16 protein-coding genes are annotated in these 19430 nt (G+C 70.6%); 11 read left to right on the plus strand and 5 right to left on the minus strand.

Annotation, left to right across the window (positions count from 1 at the left end; translation table 11 throughout):
• The first annotated feature begins 37 nt into the window (after window positions 1–37).
• Window positions 38–1393: a flavin monoamine oxidase family protein gene (locus D1J51_RS09930; protein ID WP_119075035.1), complete on the plus strand. Its 1356-nt coding sequence runs from the start codon at window positions 38–40 to the stop codon at window positions 1391–1393.
• Here D1J51_RS09930 and D1J51_RS09935 read toward each other — a convergent pair.
• The 5 genes from D1J51_RS09935 to D1J51_RS09955 form a co-directional block, all read right to left on the minus strand.
• Window positions 1357–2322 carry a DUF4349 domain-containing protein gene (locus D1J51_RS09935; protein WP_119075036.1) on the minus strand — a complete coding sequence of 322 codons (966 nt, stop codon included), beginning with the start codon at window positions 2320–2322 and terminating at the stop codon, window positions 1357–1359. The genes D1J51_RS09930 and D1J51_RS09935 overlap by 37 nt on opposite strands.
• 72 nt (window positions 2323–2394) lie before the next feature.
• A complete protein-coding gene (locus tag D1J51_RS09940) occupies window positions 2395–3684 on the minus strand; it encodes an MFS transporter (protein ID WP_371414084.1) in 1290 nt (429 codons plus the stop codon).
• A 32-nt stretch (window positions 3685–3716) separates the two neighbouring features.
• A complete protein-coding gene (locus tag D1J51_RS09945) occupies window positions 3717–5330 on the minus strand; it encodes a DEAD/DEAH box helicase (RefSeq protein ID WP_240423130.1) in 1614 nt (537 codons plus the stop codon).
• Between the two features lie 279 nt (window positions 5331–5609).
• Window positions 5610–6353 (minus strand): luciferase domain-containing protein, encoded by a 744-nt coding sequence (locus tag D1J51_RS09950; RefSeq protein WP_119075038.1) that lies wholly within the window; start codon window positions 6351–6353, stop codon window positions 5610–5612.
• A complete protein-coding gene (locus tag D1J51_RS09955; RefSeq protein WP_119075039.1) occupies window positions 6353–7201 on the minus strand; it encodes a fumarylacetoacetate hydrolase family protein in 849 nt (282 codons plus the stop codon). The genes D1J51_RS09950 and D1J51_RS09955 overlap by 1 nt, the downstream gene beginning before the upstream one ends.
• A 233-nt stretch (window positions 7202–7434) precedes the next feature.
• Between D1J51_RS09955 and D1J51_RS09960 the strand changes: the two genes are divergently transcribed.
• The 10 genes from D1J51_RS09960 (at window position 7435) to D1J51_RS10005 (ending at window position 19360) form a co-directional block, all read left to right on the plus strand.
• Window positions 7435–8673 carry an acyl-CoA dehydrogenase family protein gene (locus D1J51_RS09960; protein ID WP_119075040.1) on the plus strand — a complete coding sequence of 413 codons (1239 nt, stop codon included), beginning with the start codon at window positions 7435–7437 and terminating at the stop codon, window positions 8671–8673.
• A gap of 75 nt (window positions 8674–8748) precedes the next feature.
• A complete protein-coding gene (locus D1J51_RS09965; RefSeq protein ID WP_119075041.1) occupies window positions 8749–10314 on the plus strand; it encodes an ABC transporter substrate-binding protein in 1566 nt (521 codons plus the stop codon).
• A gap of 68 nt (window positions 10315–10382) precedes the next feature.
• Window positions 10383–11363, plus strand: coding sequence for an ABC transporter permease (locus tag D1J51_RS09970; RefSeq protein WP_162903752.1), 981 nt, complete (start codon window positions 10383–10385; stop codon window positions 11361–11363).
• Window positions 11360–12286: an ABC transporter permease gene (locus tag D1J51_RS09975; RefSeq protein WP_119075043.1), complete on the plus strand. Its 927-nt coding sequence runs from the start codon at window positions 11360–11362 to the stop codon at window positions 12284–12286. Before D1J51_RS09970 ends, D1J51_RS09975 begins: the two co-directional genes overlap by 4 nt.
• Before the next feature lie 2 nt (window positions 12287–12288).
• Entirely contained in the window at window positions 12289–13353 is a 1065-nt protein-coding gene (locus D1J51_RS09980) for an ABC transporter ATP-binding protein (protein ID WP_119075044.1), read from the plus strand.
• A complete protein-coding gene (locus D1J51_RS09985; RefSeq protein ID WP_119075045.1) occupies window positions 13322–14404 on the plus strand; it encodes an ABC transporter ATP-binding protein in 1083 nt (360 codons plus the stop codon). Before D1J51_RS09980 ends, D1J51_RS09985 begins: the two co-directional genes overlap by 32 nt.
• Entirely contained in the window at window positions 14401–14916 is a 516-nt protein-coding gene (locus D1J51_RS09990; protein ID WP_119075046.1) for a flavin reductase family protein, read from the plus strand. The genes D1J51_RS09985 and D1J51_RS09990 overlap by 4 nt, the downstream gene beginning before the upstream one ends.
• A gap of 25 nt (window positions 14917–14941) precedes the next feature.
• The gene (locus D1J51_RS09995; RefSeq protein WP_119075047.1) at window positions 14942–16717 is read left to right on the plus strand and encodes a helix-turn-helix domain-containing protein; all 1776 of its coding nucleotides are present in this window, start codon (window positions 14942–14944) and stop codon (window positions 16715–16717) included.
• A gap of 8 nt (window positions 16718–16725) precedes the next feature.
• Window positions 16726–17949, plus strand: coding sequence for an MFS transporter (locus D1J51_RS10000; protein ID WP_119075048.1), 1224 nt, complete (start codon window positions 16726–16728; stop codon window positions 17947–17949).
• 124 nt (window positions 17950–18073) lie between these two features.
• Complete coding sequence (locus tag D1J51_RS10005) at window positions 18074–19360, plus strand: ATP-binding protein (RefSeq protein ID WP_119075049.1); 1287 nt, start codon at window positions 18074–18076, stop codon at window positions 19358–19360.
• The last annotated feature ends 70 nt before the right edge of the window (window positions 19361–19430 follow it).

Genomic DNA, 19430 nt, shown 5'->3' on the forward strand with positions numbered 1-19430 from the left:
GCGCTCGGCGGCGGACCGGAGAACTCGGGAGCCGGCGATGGAGCATTTCGACGCGATCGTGGTGGGAGCCGGGGTCTCCGGGCTCACGGCGGCGCGGCTGCTCGCCGGCGCGGGCCTGCGGGTGGTGGTGCTCGAGGCGCGCGACCGGATCGGCGGGCGCCTGCACACGGAGCGCGAGGAGCGGCGGGTCACGGATCTCGGCGCGTCGTGGATCCACGGCATCTCGGAGAGCCCGCTCCACGTCGTCACCAGCGGTTTCGGGATGCCGGCCGTCGAGTTCACCGTGGGCAGCTACCAGGCCGGCGGCCGCCCCATCGCCTATTACGGGCCGCAGGGGGCGCGGTTGAGCGACGCGGCGGCGGAGCGGTTCATCGCCGACGTCGCCGCGGTCGACACGCGGCTGACGGAGGTGATCGCGGACGCCATCCCGCGCAGCTCCTACGCCGACGTCGCGGATGCCGCGGTGAGCGCGGTCGTGGCTGAGAGGGGATGGGACGCGGATCGGGCCGAGCGCGTCACCGAGTACCTCTACCATCGCTCGGAGGAGCAGTACGGGGTCGACGCGACGCTGCTCGACGCCCACGGCCTCGACGACGACGCCATCGAGGGGGACGAGGTCGTGTTTCCCGAGGGGTACGACCGGCTCGCGACGCACCTCGCCGCGGGGCTCGACGTGCGCCTCGGGCACGAGGTCGAGGAGGTGCGCTGGTCGGAGTCGGGCGTCGAGGCGCGGATCCGATCGTCCCACGAGGCGTTCTCGGCGGCTCGCGCCGTCGTGACGCTGCCCATCGGGGTGCTGAAATCGGGTGCGGTGCGGTTCGATCCGCCGCTGCCCGATCCCGCCGCCGGAGCCATCGAGGCGCTCGAGATGAACGCCTTCGAGAAGGTCTTCCTGCGGTTTCCGCACCGCTTCTGGCCGGAGGACGTCTACGCGATCCGACGCCAGGGCGACGCGGCGGAGTGGTGGCACTCCTGGTACGACCTCACGCGCCTGCACGGCGAGCCGACGCTCCTCACCTTCGCGGCGGGCGGGTGCGCCCAGCAGATCCGCGACTGGGCGGAGGAACGGGTGGCCGACTCGGTCATGGACGGTCTGCGCGATATCTTCGGGGAGGAGATCCCGGATCCGTCGCAGGTGCGCGTGACGCACTGGCAGGACGACCCGTACGCGCGCGGCTCGTACGCCTACATGACCGCGGGGTCGAGGCCCGAGGACCACGACGCCATCGCAACGCCCGTCGGGGGCGTCCTGCACCTGGCGGGCGAGGCGACCTGGACCGAGGACCCCGCCACCGTGACCGCCGCGCTGTGCTCCGGCCATCGCGCGGCGGGCCGGATCCTCGGGCGCAGGCTGCCCTACGGCGCGCTGCTCGGGGGAGTCGGAGGGTACTGAGGCGCGGTGTCCGCCGCCGCGGCGGTGGCCGGCGCGGCAGCGGGATCCGGCGAGCCCGACGCGGCCCGCGCGCGCCGCCGGCGCCGCCCCCCTCGTACGATGAGGACGACCGCGAGCGCGATCACGCCCGCGAGCACGAGCCACGGGAGCAGGATCCCGAGCGCCACGAGGGCGCCCGCTCTAGCCGCGGCGAGCGAGTCGAGGCCGGCGAGCAGCCCCTCCCAGAAGTTGGCCGGCCCGCCGCCGGGCAGCGCAGACTTCGTGCGGAGCGACACCGCGATGGTCGCCTCGTCGACCTGCCCCTCCAAGGACTGCAGCTGCGCGCGCAGGCCGTCCAGCTCCTGCTGCCGCTGCGAGAGCGCCGACTCGGCCTCGAGGAGGTCGGCCGTCGTGTCGGCGCCGGCCATGAGCCCGGTGAGGCGCTGCACCGACTTCTCGAGCGCGGCCACGCGCGCCCGCAGGTCCACGTACTCGGCCGTCACGTCGACCGCGGAGCTGTTCTGGGACACGACCTCGCCGATCCCCTCCAGCTCCTTGAAGGCGTCTTCGAGGCGCTCGTTCGGCACCCGCAGGGTGAGATCGGCGCCGGCGGCGGCGCCGCCGCTCGCTCGGCGCACCGTCATCGACTCCACCGATCCACCGAGGTTCTTCGCGATCCCGGACGCCTCATCGGCCGCCGACTCCGGGTCGGACACCTCTATCGAGATATCGCCGGTGCTGATGACCGAGCGCTTGGCCCCGGGGGGCTCCGACGGCGCGATGCTCTCGGCGGCCGCCTCCGACCCGGCGGCGTCGCGGCCCCGGTCGGGAGATCCGGCGGAGGCGGCGCCCGATGAGCCGCTGCCGCTCGGCAGCGCGGTGCAGGCCGACAGCGGCGCCAGGAGCAGCGCGGCCGCGATCAGCAGGGTGACGGAGGAACGGCGCTTCATGCTCACACTGTACGAGCCCCGGGGTTAGGGCGGCGTTAGGAGGCCGCGGTTCGCCCGGGCGTTGCCGGATCGTTACGGGAGGGGCAGTGAGAGCGTGCCGGTCTCCGGCGGGGGCTCGACGGTGCGCCCCTTGAGATCCGGGATCCAGCGGAGGCTCACCGCCGCGCACAGGGCCGCCACGATGAGCAGGCCGGTGGACACGAGGATCGCGCCGCTGGCGCCGGCGGCGTCGATCGCGACGCCGCCGAGCGCCGAGCCCGTCGCGACGCCGACGAGCTGGCCGGTGCCGATCCAGCCGTAGGCCTCCGCGGTCTCCGAGAACTTCACGGTGGAGCTCACGAGGTTCGAGATCGCCGCGAACACCGGAGCCGTGCCGAGGCCTCCGATGAAGAGCACCGCGCTCAGCCACCAGATGTTCAGGCTCACGAGGCACGCCGAGGTGCCGGCGAGCACGATCCCGATGCGCAGCAGCAACGACCAGGGACGCATCTCGCGATGCCCGATGAGCAGACCGCCCACGAGCGAGCCGCCCGCGAAGATCGCGAGCACGATGCCCGACTCGATGCTGCCCTGCCCACCGCCGCCGTGACCGGCCGAGCCGCTGAACGCGGCGACGATCCCGGCCTCGATCGCTGCGAAGGATGCGACGAAGAAGAACCCGATCACGGTCGAGATGATGACGGTCGGATAGCGCAGCACCGCTCCGAGACCGCGCTTCGACGGCGGCAGCTTCACCTCGCCGACGGTCCGGCTCATGATGAACCAGGCGCCGCCCCCGAGCATGAACGCGGCCGCGACGCAGAGCCCCGCCGCGGTGCCGAACTGGGACGAGACGAACACCGCCACCACCGGCCCCAGCACCCAGATGATCTCCTGCGCCGAGGCGTCGAGGGAGAACAGTGCCGAGAGCTGTCGGTTCGGCACCAGTCTCGGGTACAGCGTGCGCACCGCAGGCGTCACCGGTGGCGTCGAGAGCCCGATGAGGAGGGCGAGCCCGGCGACGATCGGCAGTGGGAGGCGCACGAGCGCGATCGCGACGAGCAGGCCGGCGCACAGCACCGACGTGAGGCTGAGCACCCGGCGCATACCCCAGCGTCCCATCAGGCGGCTGCTCATCGGCCCGGAGATCGCCTGTCCGATACTCTGCGTCGCCAGCACGATTCCCGCCGAAGTGTAGTCGCCGTAGGCGCGCTGGATGTGCAGCAGCAGGATGATCGAGAGCATCCCGAACGGGAAGCGGGCGGTGAGCTGCGACGCGAGTATGCGGAGAACACCCGGGTTCCGCCCCAACTCACGATAAATGCCCATCAGAGCAGTATATGGGGCGGAATCGCCCTCCGAGGCAGTTCCGTGCTTCGGAATCAGCGGTTCTGCGAGCGAGAACGGCGGAGGGTTCAGGCCCCCGGCGTGCTCGTGGAGTAGACGGTGCCGCCGCCCTGAGCGCGGCGCCCGCTGCGGCGCTGGCCGCCCCGCCCCGCGGCGCTCTGCTGGCGGGGCTGGCCGTGGCCGCTCTGGCCGCGCTGACCGGACCCGGCCTGACCGGATCCGCCCTGGCCGCGGCCGCCGCCGCGCTGACCCTGCGGCTGCCCGGCGCGATCCCTCTGCTGCCCGCTCTGCCCGCCTCCCTGGCCCCCGGCCGTGCCGGCGCCAGCACCTCGGCCGCGGCCGCCGCGCGAGCGCTTGCGCTTCGCGTTGGCGCCCGTCGACTGGCCTGCGCCGGCGGGAGCGTGGCCCGCCGCGCGCTGCTGCGCCGCCTGCGCCTCGCTGCGACGGCGCTCGATCTCGCGCGGGTCGACGCGCGGCGCGATCTCGCCGATCAGCGCGAGCACCTCGGGGTCGATGTTCGCGGCGAACGGGTTCACCGGCCTCGGCGTCACCCGGATCTTCGCGGCGCGCATGATCTGGCGCATCTCACCGCGCTGCTCGGGCAGCACGAGGGTGACCACGTCGCCCTCGTTGCCCGCGCGCGCGGTGCGGCCGGAGCGGTGCAGGTAGGCCTTGTGTTCGACCGGCGGGTCGATGTGCACGACCAGCTCGACGCCGTCGACGTGCACGCCGCGCGCTGCGACGTCGGTGGCGACGAGCACCCTCGCCTCGCCCGAGACGAACTCGGCGAGGTTGCGATCCCGCGCGTTCTGCGAGAGATTGCCCTGCAGCTCGACGGCGGGGATGCCGCGCGCCGTGAGCTGCTTGGCCAGCTTCTTGGCCTGGTGCTTCATCCGGGTGAAGAAGATGCGGCGCGCGGTGCCCGAGGCGAGAGCCTCGATGAGCGCGTCCTTCTGATCCTTGCCCGCGACCTCGAAGACGTGGTGGGTGAGCTGCGGCACCGGGCTCTCCGCGCTGTCGACCGAGTGCAGGATCGGGTCGTGCAGGTACTTCTTCACGATGTTGTCGACCCCGTTGTCGAGGGTCGCGCTGAAGAGCAGCCGCTGGCCCTGCTTCGGGGTCTTGTTGAGGATCCGCGTGACGACGGGCAGGAAGCCCATGTCGGCCATGTGGTCCGCCTCGTCGAGCACCGTGATCTCGACCGACCCGAGGTCGACGAGGCCCTGCTTCATGAGGTCGTCGAGACGACCCGGGGCGGCCACGACGATGTCGACGCCGGCCTCGAGCGCGGCCTCCTGGCGGCGCTGCGGGATCCCGCCGAAGACGGTGGTCACCTTGACGCCGACGGGATCCGCGAGCATCTTGACGGTCTCGGCGATCTGCGTGACGAGCTCGCGGGTGGGGGCGAGCACGATGGCGCGGGGGCGGCTCGGGCGGCGCTTCCTGGCTGCGTCGCCGGCGAGGTTCGCGACGAGCGGGATGCCGAAGGCGATGGTCTTGCCCGAGCCGGTGCGGCCCCGGCCGAGCACGTCGCGCCCGGCGAGCGTGTCGGGCAGCGTGTCCCGCTGGATCGGGAACGGCTCGGTCTTGCCGTTCCGCTCGAGCGCGTGCGCGATGGGCTCGGGCACGCCGAGCCCGGCGAAGGACGGCGCGGTGGACTGGATGGTCTGGGTGTCGGTCACGGAGACCTTTCGTGTGTTGGCGCGCAGCGGCGCGAGGCCCGACCGGGCACGGTGAGGTGCTGCGGGCCCGAGCCGTGCGTCGCTGCGAATTCGGCGAGTGCGCGGGATCGCGCATCCGTTCGCCGCGGAGAGTCTGTGCGTACCGGAAGACGCGCGCCCGGGGGGCCCGCGCGGATCCGCGATGCGGGATCCGGCACATGCATATCAGCGACGATGGGGCCGGCGTGACCGGCCCGTGCTCCCAGCTTAGCGCGTCCGGGGCGGCTCGCGCGACCGCCCCTATGCCTGGCGGGCCTCGATGCCCGGGTCGCCGGAGGCCGGCTCGCTCTCATCGGTGACGTAGGCGATCGCGGCGCGGAGCAGCTGCTCGATGACGGCGAGATCCTCCGGACGCTGAGGTGGGTACACCATGAAGTAGGCGGCGGGGAGCAGCGGCCCGTCGCTGAGGAAGTGCGACTCGCCCCACCCGGTCTCGAGGGCCTCGGCCGCGTCCTGCGGATGCAGCACCAGGTGCATCGAGCAATCGCTGGGGTGGATGTGGCCGATCTCGCCGTGGGCCTTCAGGGCGTCGACGTGGTCGAATGAGACGCGCTTGGCCGTGATCGCCGGAGTGTGCCGTTCGAAGTGGCTCTGCGCGTAGCGCACCGCGTCGTGCGCGGCCTCGGCGCGGTCGAAGACCTCCTGGAGCTCCGCGACGAGCGCCTCGGGCGTACTCGTACCGACGACGCGGTGCGGGATCGGGTGCGGGGCGATGCCCGGTCGCGGGCTCGGATTCTGCGGCAGCGGGCCCTCGAGGCGCGGGATGCGCGGGGACTGTTCGGAGCGCCGGCGGAGCGCCTCGACGTCGAGCGGGTCGCCTTTACTGAGGCGCAGGCGGGTGACGTCGAGCCAGCCGCGCAGGGTGTGCGGGCGGCCGCCGGGCCCGAGCGCGACCCAGGACCGATAGTCGCGGCGAGCCCAGACGGCTCCCGCGGCCAGCGCCACAGCCGCGATGACGAGAGGAGCCCTGAACCGCATGCCCATCACTCCGCCTCGGTGAGTTCCGAGCGGATCTCGCCGAGACCCGCGGCTGAGCTGACGAGTGTCTGGCCGGGCTGCAGGTAGACCTTCGGATCCCGGCCGAGGCCGACCCCGTCGGGGGTGCCGGTGAAGATCACGTCGCCGGGGTAGAGGGTCACGACCCGCGAGAGCTCGGAGATGATCTCGGGGATCGAGAAGAGCAGGTTCCTCGTGTTGCCCGACTGCATTGTCTGGCCGTCGACCGCGCAGCCGAACTCGATCGCGTCGCGGTCCGGGAGCTCGTCGAGGGTGACGAGGGCGGGCCCGACCGGGGAGAACCCCGGATGCGACTTCGCGAGACTGAACTGCGGGGTCTGGCCGTGCAACTGCATGGTGCGTTCCGAGAGGTCCTGGCCGATCGCGAGACCGGCGACGCGATCCCACGCCTCGTCGATCGTCACGCGGCGGGCCTCCTCGCCGATGATCGCCACGATCTCGACCTCCCAGTCCACTGTGCCGGTCGGCAGCGGGACCCGTGACACCGGGCCCGCGATGGAACTCGCGAACTTCGTGAAGACCACGAGATCGCGCGCCGGCTGCAGCCCGGCCTCGGCGGCGTGCGCCGCGTAGTTCAGACCGATCGCGAAGATCTGCCGAGGCCGGCCGACGGGAGCCTCGAGCGCGGCCTCGTCGAAGTCTTCGGCAGCGGCTCCCGTGGCCTCGGGGCCGTCCGCCCAGGCCGCGAACTCGCTCCAGCGCTCGTAGATGCCGTCGAGATCGGGGCCGAAGCGGCCACCGCTCGCGCGGGCCACATCGATCGCACCGCCGTTCGTGATGAGCACCGCGCTTCCTGCGAGTCTTCCGAGCTTCATCGTCACTGCCTCCTGAGATCTGCGTCAGAGTTTCCACGTCTCAGTCTGCGCGGGATCCCGCTCGGGGAGAACCGTCCCGCGGTGTGTACATTCACACTATTCAGCGGGCATCAGTGGGGAATCGACCATTACGGAGCCGGGCGGAGGACGAGTACCTTGGCCGCAAGCTCAGTCGATTCCGGCGCGTTCGCCGGACGGCGGAACGGTCAACGACTCGAAGAAGAGAGAACGACATGCCCGATTCGAACGACGCTCCCGTGCCCTCCCTGGAGCGCCTCGCCCCGCAGATCGATGCGTCGCTCGAGCTGCGGCGGGAGTTCGCGGAGACCGCTGCCGACGTCGACCGCGAGGGGACCTACCCCGAGGAGAACATGCGGAGGATCGAGGCCTCCCGGGTCAACGAGCTCCTCTTTCGACGGAGCATCGGGGGGGCCTCGGCGGAGAACCCGGCCGAGGACACCCCGGCGGTGATCCAGATCCTCAAGAACCTCGGAGCGGGCGAGAGCTCGACCGCGCAGATCTGGTCGTTCAATCGCGGGCAGACCCTCGGGCTCACCGGTCCCCAGTCCCCGCTGCCGGCCGCGATACGCGACCGGCTGCTCACCGAGGTGCGCGAATCGGGGGTTCGCTTCTGCAGCCCCCAGGCGGAGCGCTACCACGCCCGGCGCCGCTTCGACTTCCGCCTCGCCGTCTCGAAGACCGACGGCGGCGTGCTGGTGAACGGGGACAAGTACTTCGCCACCGGCTCGCCGGGGGCGAAATACGGGCATTCCACGGGGCTCATGGAGGGCTGCGAATCGGTCTTCGTGGGCGGCGGCCACGACGTCCTCTTCGAGTTGCGCGCACCCGGGGTGACCCTGCTCGACGACTGGGACAACATGGGCCAGCGCGCGACGGGCAGCGGTGCGATCCACTTCGAGAACGTCTTCGTTCCCGACGGCTGGCACTGGCCCACCGTCGACGGCTCCTTCAAGAGCCCGGACAACACCACGGGCATCTTCGCCCAGTTCGGACTCACCTCGGTCATCCTGGGCATCGGCGTCGGCTGCATGGACGCGCTCGTCGCCCGCCTGAACGAGCGCCCCACCTTTCCCGGGGTGTACGAGGACACCTCGACCCGGTACCAGATCGGCCGCCATCAGGCTCGCCTCGCCGCGGGAGAGGCCTCCCTCATGCAGGCGGCTGACCTCGCCGTCGAGTACATGCGGTCCGGGGCGCCGGCTGAAGAGCGGGCCGCCGTCTCGGTGGCGGGCAGCCAGGCGAAGGTCACGATCGTCGAGGCCGTGCTCGACCTCGCCACCGACATGCAGAAGTTCCTCGGCGGCCAGTCCACGTCGAACACGCTCCGCTTCGACCGCTTCTGGCGCAACGCCCGCACGCTCTCCCTGCAGGATGTCATGGACGTGCGCGCCCAGTGGGTCGGAGCCTGGACGGTCAGCAAGGAGGCGCCGCCCATCAGCTGGGTGAGCTGACCCGTCCAGAGGGCCGCCTCGACGAGGCGACCTCTCTCCCCAGAATCCCACGAACGAAGGTACGGAGAACACGAGATGAACACATCAGGCAGGAGAGCAGGCCGCATCGCGGCGGCGGTGCTCTCGGGGGTCGCGGCGGCGGCGCTGCTCGTCGGCTGCGGCATGAACGGCGGTGGCACCGGGGGAGGCGAGGCCCGCACCGAGCTGAACATCGGCATCGGCCAGCTCGCCTCGAGCGCCGACATCCAGGTCGACACCGCGTCGACGAGCCGCGCGGCGCTCACGCACGTCTACGACCGCCTTGTGGAGCCGGATTTCAAGGGCGGCTGGCTTCCGAGCGTCGCCACGAAGTGGGAGTTCAACGACGAGGTCACTGAGCTGACGTTCACGCTGCGCGACGACGTGACCTTCACGAACGGCGAGAAGCTCGACGCCGCGGCGGTCAAGTACTCGGTGGATCGCATCCTCAACCCCGAGAACAAGGCCTACGCGCTCGGCACGCTCAGTGCGAAGTTCTCCGGTGCCGAGGTCATCGACGAGACGCGGGTGAAGCTCCTGGTGAAGAACAACGACGCCACTGCCATGTCGGCGCTCGCCCAGCTCTACCTCGTCCCGCCGAAGTACTCCGAGAAGACCGGCATGGGCATGGGCGGCAAGGGCATCGGCAGCGGCCCCATGATGATCGAGTCCTTCGCCCCGAACGATCGGCTCACACTCGTGCCGAACCCGGACTACTGGGGCGACAAGCCCGTCAAGAACCTCGAGAGGGTGACCTTCCTCAGCATCGAGGACGAGGCGGCGCGCAGCTCGGCGCTCGACAGCGGACGCGCCGACATCGTCTTCCCGATGTCGCCGGACATCTGGTCGGGCCTCAAGCGGTCGCAGAGAGCGAAGCCCGTCTCCTCGCTCATGGGGCAGTACCAGAACCTCTTCCTCGGGAAGTACGATCAGGACTCGCCGCTCAAGGACCAGCGCGTCCGCCAGGCCGTCAACTACGCGATCGACAAGCAGCTCATCGTCGACAGCATCCTGCTCGGCACCACCGAGGTGCCCTCGCAGATGGTGCCCCGGGACTCCCCGCTCTACAACCCCGATCTCGAGCCCTGGCCGTACGATCCGGGCAAGGCGAAGCAGCTGCTCGCCGAAGCCGGATATCCGGACGGCTTCTCGATCGACATGGAGTCGACCGTCGGACGCACCCCGGCCGACCGGGAGGTCGCCTCGGCGATCGTCGACATGCTCGGCGAGGTCGGCATCGAGGTGAACTGGACGCCGCTGCCCGCGACGGAGTGGTTGCAGAAGTTCGTCAACGGCACCGGTGCTCCGCTGTTCATGCTGAACACGAGCGTCGAGCCCTCGATGATGTCGGAGGCGCACTTCTCGCAGTGGACCTCCACGTCGTTCACCCGCGTGATGGCGGATCCGGAGTTCGACCGGCTCGTCGCGGACATGAACGCGACCGTCGACGAGGGAGCACGGGCGAAGAAGGTACAGGATCTCTCCGCGGTGATGCTCGAGAAGCAGCCGGTCGCGATGCTCTACCAGGTCCCCATGCTCTACGGCGCGGCTCAGGAGATCCAGGGCTTCGAGGGGCGGCCCGACATGTCCTTCGACTTGAGCAGCATCTCGATCGGCGGCTGATGGGGCGGGGGCGCGCGGATCGCGCGCCCCCGCCTCCGAAGCCCTCGACAACCATGTTGGAGGTATCCGTGACCGCTGTCACTCGCACCCGGACCGGGCCCAGACGCTTCGCCCCGCCGCCCGTGGCCGTGGGCATCGCGAAACGACTGTTCTCGGCGCTGTTCGTCGTGCTCGGCGTCGTCGTCGTCGTGTTCCTGATCCAGCGCATCGTCTCCGACCCGATGACCCCCTACATCAGCCCGGAAATGTCGTCGGAGGAGGTGGACGCACTCCGCGAGCAGCTCGGCTTCAACCGTCCGCTGATCATGCAGTTCTTCGCATTCCTGGGCGGCGTGGTCACCTTCGACTTCGGGAACTCCCGCGTCTACGGCATGCCGGTCACCGCGGTGATCCTGAACGCGGTCCCCGTGACCTTCACCCTGGTGATGATCACCCTGCTCGTCGCGTTCGTCGTCGGCGTCGTCGTCGGGATCATCGCCGCGATCCGTCGCGGCGGCTGGATCGACAAGGTCGTGATGACCGCCTCGATGCTCGGGCAGGCGCTGCCGGCGTTCTGGCTCGGCGTGCTGCTGATCCTGCTGTTCTCCGTGACGCTCGGGATGCTGCCGTCCGGCGGGTACGGCACCTGGGGGCATCTGGTGCTCCCCGTGATCGCGCTGGGCGCCAACAGCGCGAACCAATTCGCGAGAGTCGTCCGGGCCGAGATGATCGAGGTCCTCGGACGGGACTACATCAGAACCGCGCACGCCCAGGGCATCGGGGAGGGGCGGATCTTCTTCCGGCACGCGTTCCGCAACAGCCTCCTGCCGCTCGTCACCGTGCTGGGAGTGCAGTTCAGTCTCATGATCGCCGGCACGGTGATCATCGAGACGGTGTTCTCCATCCCGGGCGTGAGCCGGCTGCTCTACCAGTCGATCATGCAGGGCGACTACGCCGTGACGCAGGCGATCGCGATCTACGCGGCGGTTCTCGTCACGCTCGTGAACCTGCTGGTCGATCTGAGCTACTCCTGGCTCGACCCGCGCATCAAGTTCGGAGAGAAGAAATGAGCGCCGACTCGCGAACTGGCTCGGTCGAGCAGCCCAGCACGCAGATGCTGGTGACCGTCGAGCGCCGCAGACGCGCCGCGGGCGTCGGCTGGTGGCGATCGTTCCGCCGCAGCGGAACCGCCGTCACCGGCGCGATCTGCATCGTCGCGATCCTCGGCTTCGCCTCCATCGGGCCGCTCCTCGCCCCCGACCCGATCGCCCAGGACCTCGGCGACCGGCTCGCTCCCCCGATGTGGGCGGGAGGAACGGGCGAGCACGTCTTCGGGACGGACACCCTCGGCAGGGACGTGCTCGCGCGCCTGGCGGGCGGCATCCAGAACTCCCTCTGGATCGTGCTCGTCGCGATGTTCGCGTCGATCGTGATCGGCACGGTCGTCGGCCTCATCGCGGGCTACTTCGGCGGCTGGTTCGACTCGGTCGTGATGCGACTCGCCGACATCCAGCTCGCGTTCCCCGAGATCCTGCTGATCCTGCTCGTGGTCGCGACGCTCGGCCCGGGAACGGGAACCCTGATCCTCGTCCTCGCCCTGACCGGGTGGGTGCTGTACGCGAGGGTGGTCCGCTCCCAGGCGCTGTCGCTGAAGGAGAAGGAGTTCATCGACGCCTCCCACGCGCTCGGCGCGAGCGACTCGCGCACGCTGCTGCGGCACATCTTCCCGAACCTGACCGCGCAGATCACGGTGATCGCGAGCTTCTCGACCGCGAACATCGTGCTCATCGAAGCCGCGCTGAGCTTCCTCGGCCTCGGCGTGCCGCCGCCGACGCCGAGCCTGGGCAGCATGATCGCCGAGGGGCAGGCCTATCTCGTCGCCAACCCCTGGCTGTGCATCATCCCCGGCGCCGCGATCTTCGTCATCGTCGTCGGCATCAACCTCGTGGCCGACTGGCTGCGCGACTACCTGAACCCCAACTCAAGGAAGTGACCATGAGCGTGCAGGTAACGAATGACGCTCCGGCGGCTGCCGGAGCCGCCGAGGCCCCCGCGCTCGAGGTCGTCGGCCTGACGATGGACCTCCCGACTCCGAACGGCCCGGTGCGCGTGCTCGACGACGTGTCCTTCTCGATCGCGCGCGGCCGCGTGCGCGGTCTGATCGGCGAGTCGGGATCGGGCAAGAGCATGACGGCGCTCAGCATCGTCGGCCTGCTCCCGCCCGGCGCCGACGTCGTCTCCGGATCGATCAGGGTCGCCGGGACCGAGGTCGTCGGCGCCTCGAAGGCCAGGCTGCGCGCGCTGCGCGGTGCGAAGGTCGGCTTCGTGTTCCAGGACCCGATGACCACCCTCAACCCCGTGCTGCCGATCGGCTTCCAGATCAAGGAGTCCCTGCGCGCCCACCGCATCTCGACCGGGAGGGCCGCCGATGCGCGTGCGATCGAGCTGCTCGACATGATGGGCATCCCGAACGCGAGGGCCCGGCTGAGGCAGTACCCGCATGAGTTCTCCGGAGGCATGCGGCAGCGCATCGTCATCGCGCTCGCGCTCGCCTGCGAGCCCGCGCTGATCCTCGCCGACGAGCCGACGACCGCGCTCGACGTGACGATCCAGTCGCAGATCCTCGATCTGATCCAGCGCCTCGTCGCCGAAACCGACGTCGCCTGCCTGTGGATCACCCACGACCTCGGCGTGGCCGCGAGCCTGTGCGACGACATCTCGGTCATGTATGCGGGGCAGGTGGTCGAATCCGGGCCGGTGGAGCCGATCTTCGCGAACCCCCGGATGCCCTACACCCGGGGTCTCATGGAGGCCCTGCCGCGCATCGACACGGAGCGCTCCGGTCGCCTGCCGGCGATGCCGGGATCGCCGCCGTTGCCGAGCTCCGTGAGTCGCATCCAGTGCGCCTTCGCGGAGCGCTGCGCCTTCACCCGCCGTGTCTGCGAGGAACGAGCGCCCGCGCTGACCCCGAGGCACGGCGGCGTGACCGCCGCGCGCTGTTTCGCAACCGAGGATGGAGGTTGGCTCGATGGCCGGTCGCTCTCTCGTACGCATTCGTGATCTCTCGGTCGAGTACGCCGCGAGCCGCGCGGTGGGGGCCGGCCGGAGCGTCTTCCGCGCGGTCGACGGGGTGCACCTCGACGTCCCCGCAGGCAGCGTGACCTCGCTCGTCGGCGAATCGGGGTCGGGGAAGACCTCGCTCGGGCGCGCGGTGATGCGCCTCCAGCCCTCGGCCTCCGGGACGATCGAGTTCGACGACGCCGACGTGACGCACGCCCGGGGCCGCGAGCTCGCCGCCTACCGGCGGCGGGCGCAGATCGTGTTCCAGGACCCGTACAGCAGCCTGGACCCGCGCCGCACGGTCGCGGAGACGGTCGGCGAGCCCCTCGCGATCCACCGCATCGGCACCCGCGGCGCCGATCGCGAGCGGCGGGTACGCCGCTACATGGATCTGTGCGGCCTCGACGGGCGCTTCTTCGACCGCAAGCCGCACGAGCTCTCCGGCGGCCAGCGGCAGCGCGTCGGCATCGCGCGAGCACTCGCGGTCGGTCCCTCGTTCGTGGTGTGCGACGAACCGGTCTCGGCGCTCGACGCCTCGGTGCAGGCTCAGATCCTGAACCTGCTCATGGACCTGCGCGAGGAGATGGGCCTCACCTATCTCTTCATCGCGCACAACCTCGGTGTCATCAGGCACATCAGCGACCACGTCGCGATCATGTACCTCGGGCGGATCGTCGAGAGCGGCCCGCGGGACGAGGTGTTCTCGAACCCGAAGCACCCGTACACCCGCGCGCTGATCTCGTCGGCGCCGCTCCCGGATCCGGTGAAGGAGCGCGCGGCCAAGCGCGAGCGGATCGTGCTCAAGGGCGACATGCCCAACGCCGCGAACCCGCCCGAGGGCTGCCGGTTCCACACGCGCTGCTGGCTCTACCAGGCGCTGGGCGAGCCCGAGCGCTGCCGAACCGTTCCGACCGAGTCCCGCGAGCTCGGCAACGGGCACCTCAGCGACTGCCACTACGCCGCGGAAGACCCGAGACTCGGCAGGCCCATGAGTTTCGCCACCGCCTCGCGGCATGCCGGCACGGGAACGGAGAGGGGAAACGGACCATGAACCAGCAACCGTATTCGGCGGTGAATCCGCACGATCTGCGCGGCGCGATGTCTCGCCTCGTGACGGGCGTCGTGCTCGCCACGGCGCGCACCGAGGAGGGACCGGTCGGGATGACGATCAACTCATTCACCTCGATCACCCTCGACCCGGCGACCGTGCTGATCTGCCTGAACACGCGCAACCGCGGCTACGAGGCCGTCAAGGAGGCCGGCGCGTACTGCGTCAACATCCTGGGCGGCTCGCACGGCAAGATCGCCCAGCTCTTCGCGACCCCCGGCATGTCGCAGGAGGAGCGGTTCAGCCGCGTCGAGTGGGAGCCGAGGGTCACGGGCGCACCGGTCGTCACGGGTGCGGCGGCCTGGATGGACTGCCGAGTGGTCGATCTGCAGCACCGGGGCACGCACGGGCTCTTCTTCGGCGAGGTGGTCGCCGCCGGGCAGGACGAGCTCGACGAGACCCCGCTCGCGTACTACCAGCGGGACATGTACCCCCTGGTCGGCCGCACGCACTGACGCACACGAGAAAGCGAGAAGACTCATGACAGATACGGTTTCCCCCGGCACCTCCGAGGAGAGCGCTGTCGACAGCCTGCTGCTCATCGCGGAGACCTCGCTCGACGCGGACTCCTTCCGCCCGCTCGGGGACACGCTCGACCACATCTGCGAGTACGTGAGGAGCGCGCTCGGGTGCCGCGCCGTGCTCGTGCGGATCCGCTCGGACGACGATCAGCTCGTCGTCGGCGGTCACAGCACCGGTATCGACGACATCAGCGAGTATCAGGGGCTGGGCGACGCGACCTTCTCCCAGAATCTGCCGGGCCAGCGCAACCCCAGCGTGGAGGTCTTCAGCACGGGGCAGCCCCGCTACGTGCTCACCGCGGAGTACGCGGAGGGCTCGGCGGGCCGCAAGCGGCTCGAGCGGATGGGGGCCGTGTCGATGTACTTCGCTCCGATCGCCCGCGAGGGGGCGGTCATCGGCGTGCTCAACTGCTACTGGGCCGATGAGCACACGGTGACCCCCGAGGAGGCGGGCACCGTGCGCCTGCTGGCCCGTCTGACCGCTGTGAGCCTCGTCACCGCGACCATCGCCGACAACGGGGAGCGGCTGCGCCGCGGGCTCGAGGACGTGCACTCGAGGCTGCAGGAGGACAATTCGCAGTTGAGGCACATCCATCTCGCCCAGTCGCGCATGATCAGCCTGCTGGCGGATCAGTCGGCCCTGACCGTCGAGCAGACGGCCCGTCTGCTCGCCTCCTCGCTGAAGCGCTCGGTGCTCGTAGTGGGAGCCGATGGCGAGGAGCTCGCGCTCGAGGCGGAGCGCGACGACATCGACAAGCTGCGAGCCGTCGCGCGGGAGCACTCGCCCCTGAAGTTCGGCGTGCCGTCGATCCCGGAGGACGGCGACGTGACGCTGCTGCGCATCGACGGCGGCCCCGGAGCCCGGCCCGCGGGCCTCATCGCGCTGACACCGCGGATCGGCCCGGACGAGGAGTTCGACCAGGTCGTCGCCAAGCAGGCGGCGCTGGTGATCGGGGCGCACGTCCAGGCGCGCTCCGCCAACAGCGCGATGGCGAACCACGCACTGCCGATGGCGCTGCTCGCGATGAGCCGGGGACTGCTGAACGCCTCGCAGCTGAAGGAGATGCGCGCGCTGCTCGAGGTGGGCACCGACACGCGGCTCGGGCTGGCGATCGTGAGCACCCCGACCCCCGAGGCCGCGGTCCGGTTGAGCCGGCGACCCGGTGCGTTCAGCTCGGCGGGGTGGCCGGTGATGACCGCGGTCGCGGACGGGGCCGACGTGCTGGTCCTGCTGCGCGGCTCGCTGCCCGCGCGCGCGAGTGCGCTGGCCGTGATCGATCGCCTGCAGGAGGTCATCTGCATCGGGGTGAGCTCGCTCGCCGACGGGGTCGAGACCCTGGAGAGCCGGCTCGGGGAGGCGCGGATGGCGCGCGGGATCGCCTCGAGCGACCAGTGCGTCGCCTTCTACGACGACTTCGGCGCCTTCGTGGATGTGACCGGCAGCATGTCGATCGCGCAGGTGCGGGAGTTCGTGCTGCGCACCCTCGGGGACGTTCAGCGGTACGACGAGAAGCGAGACGCCGGTCTGGTGAAGACGCTCAAGGCCTGGGTCGAGCACAGCGGGCAGGCCCCCGAGGCCGCGGCCGAGCTTTCCGTGCACGTCAACACTCTGCACAAGCGTCTCGCGCGCATCGAGGAGCTGTCGGGTCTGAACCTGCGCTCGTACCGGGACATGGCGCGGGTGCTGCTCGCGCTCGACCTGCTGCCGGTCGTCGAGAGCCAGTCGGCGGAGTAGGCGGCCGCGTGAGCGCGAGCGGGCAGGGGGCGGCGGCGGCGCGGGGAGTGCGCGCGTGGATCGTCACAGCCGTCGTCCTCGTGCAGACCTCGCAGTCGCTCGCGATGGTCGGGGTCTCGCTGTTCCTGCCGCTGATCCGGTCCGATCTCGGGATCGGCTACGGGCAGGCCGGCCTGCTCGCCGCCGCTTCGACCGCGACCTACGCCCTCATGCAGATCCCGGCCGGATACCTCTCAGACCGCTTCGGCGCGAAGCGCGTGTATCTCGTCGGAGCGGTCGGGGTGAACCTGCTCTCCTTCAGCTTCGCGCTGCTCCCGACCCTCGGGTGGCTCATCGCGAACCAGGCGGTGTCGGGGGTGTTCCGATCCTTCATGTTCGCCTCCGGCATGCTGCTCGTCACGAGGCGGTTCCCGAGCGATCGCAGGGCGACCGCCATGGGGCTCTTCGTCGCACTCGGCTTCTCGTCGAACATCTTCCTGAACATCTTCGGCCCCCTCCTCGTCGACGATCTGGGGTGGCGGACGCTGTTCATGATCTTCTCGATCCTGGGCTTCCTGTTCGTGGCGTTCTACCTCGCCCTGCCCGACCGCGACACGCCCGGGAGGGACCTGCAGGGCGTCCGGGTGCGCGATCTCCTCGAGATCATGCGCGGGCGGGTGCTCTGGATCTGCGGCGGCATCCAGTTCGTGCGCCTCGCGGTGACGATGGCGACGATGGCGTGGTGGCCGACCTACCTCGTGGTCGAGAAGGGCTTCGACCTCACCACGGCGGGGCTCGTGCTCGCCGTGGGCGCCGCGCTCACAGCGCCTGCGAACATCTGCGGCGGCTATGTCTCGGACCGCTTCGACCGGCCCCTCACCGTCATCGTCGTCTCGCTGCTCGTCGTCTCGGGGACGTTCATCGGCATCATCGCGGTGGACGAGCTGATCCCGCTCGTCGCGCTGATCGCGATCAACCAGTTCTTCCTGCAGATCTACTTCGGGCCGCTCTTCGCGATCCCGGTGCGCGCGCTCGGCACGCGCTTCACGGGGAGCATCAACGGCTTCTCGAACATGTTCGCGAACATCGGAGCCCTGTTCGCGATCTTCGCCATGGGGTGGTTCAAGGATCTGTTCGGCTCGTTCGCCATCGGCCTGCTGCTGCTCGTCGGGCTGTGCGGGGTCTCGCTGGCGCTGACGGCGCTGCTGCGCCGGCAGATGCTCGGAGAGCCGCCGGCGGTGCGGGGAGCATAGGCGGGCGCCCCGGGAGGGCGCCGCGCGGTCGTGGCCGCCATCGGGCGCCGTCGCTGTCACGGCTGTCACAGATGTTTCGGCTGTCCCGGCCCCGAGCGCCGGTCGCGTCTGGCATGATCGCTGCATGGGACGCATTCACATCAGGGAGTTTCACGACGACGACCTCGACGCCGTGGTGCGGCTGTGGTGGGAGGCGCGATCCTCGGCCGAGCAGCCGGTGTACTCGCTCGCCGAGGTGACCGCCTCCTGCCGAGAGGACCACGCGGTCGTCGCCGTGCGCGACGAGGAGATCGTCGCCGCGGCGGTGGGCCGCGCGGCGCACGCGCAGGGGTGGATCGTGTTCTTCGGCGTCTCCGAGGATGCCCGCTCGGAGAACGTCTCGGGTGCGCTGCTCGACGCGCTCGAGCGCAAGATGGCGCCGCTCGGCCTCTCGATGCTCTCCGTGCTGATGCCCGAGGGGAGCCGCCTCGACCTCCTCACCTCGAACGGGTTCCAGCTGCGCCACAGCCTGCGCTACCTCGAGCGGCAGATGCCGGTGCAGCGCCGCGAGCTCGACCTGCTGAAGGACCTGGGCGGCAGGATCCTGCCCCGGCACCTCTGGGAGAACGTCGCCGGCATGCGCCGCGAGAAGCGGCTGCTCGAGGAGCGGCTGGTCGCCCCGCTCGCGCAGCCCGACCTCGCCGATCGCTACGGGGTCGTGCCGCCGCGCGCGGTGATGCTCTTCGGCCCGCCCGGTACGGGCAAGACGACCTTCGCGAAGGCGGTCGCCTCGCGCCTCGACTGGCCGTTCGTCGAGGTGTTCCCGTCGCGTCTGGGGGATGGGGCGAACAGCATGGCGTCATCGCTGCGCAGCGTCTTCGAGCGCGTCGACGAGCTCGAGCACGGCGTGGTGTTCATCGACGAGGTGGAGGAGATCGCCTCGCGGCGCAGCGATCCGCCGACGCCGACGCAGGGCGTGACGAACGAGCTGCTGAAGATCGTCGCCGACTTTCGCGCCCGGGAGGGCATGCTGCTCATCTGCGCCACCAACTTCGTGCGGGGCCTCGACGCCGCGTTCCTGCGGCACGGCCGCTTCGACTACGTGCTGCCGATCGGCCTGCCGGATGCCGAGGCGCGGGAGGCCATCTGGCGCCGCTACGTGCCCGCGGAGATCGCGGCCGGGATCGACTTCCCCCGTCTGGTCGGCGAGAGCGGGGGCCTGACCCCGGCGGATATCGAGTACGCGGCGCGGCGGGCCTCGCAGGAGGGGCTCGCCCGCGCCCTCGCGACCGGTGTCGGGCGGAGCTCGGACGAGCCCGCCCAGCTGGCGACGGACGACTATCTCGCCGCGCTCGCGGTGACGCGCGCAACGGTCTCGGACGAGCAGCAGGCGGCGTTCCTCGAGGACATCGACGAGATCGCGCGGCTGTAGGGGCCCGGGCCGCCGCGCCGCGCGTCGATCGGCGTGGCGCGACGGGGCTTTCCGCGGTGCATGTCCGGGG

Origin of the sequence: Leucobacter sp. wl10 (genome assembly GCF_003569785.1) — a bacterium.
GTDB lineage: Bacteria > Actinomycetota > Actinomycetes > Actinomycetales > Microbacteriaceae > Leucobacter.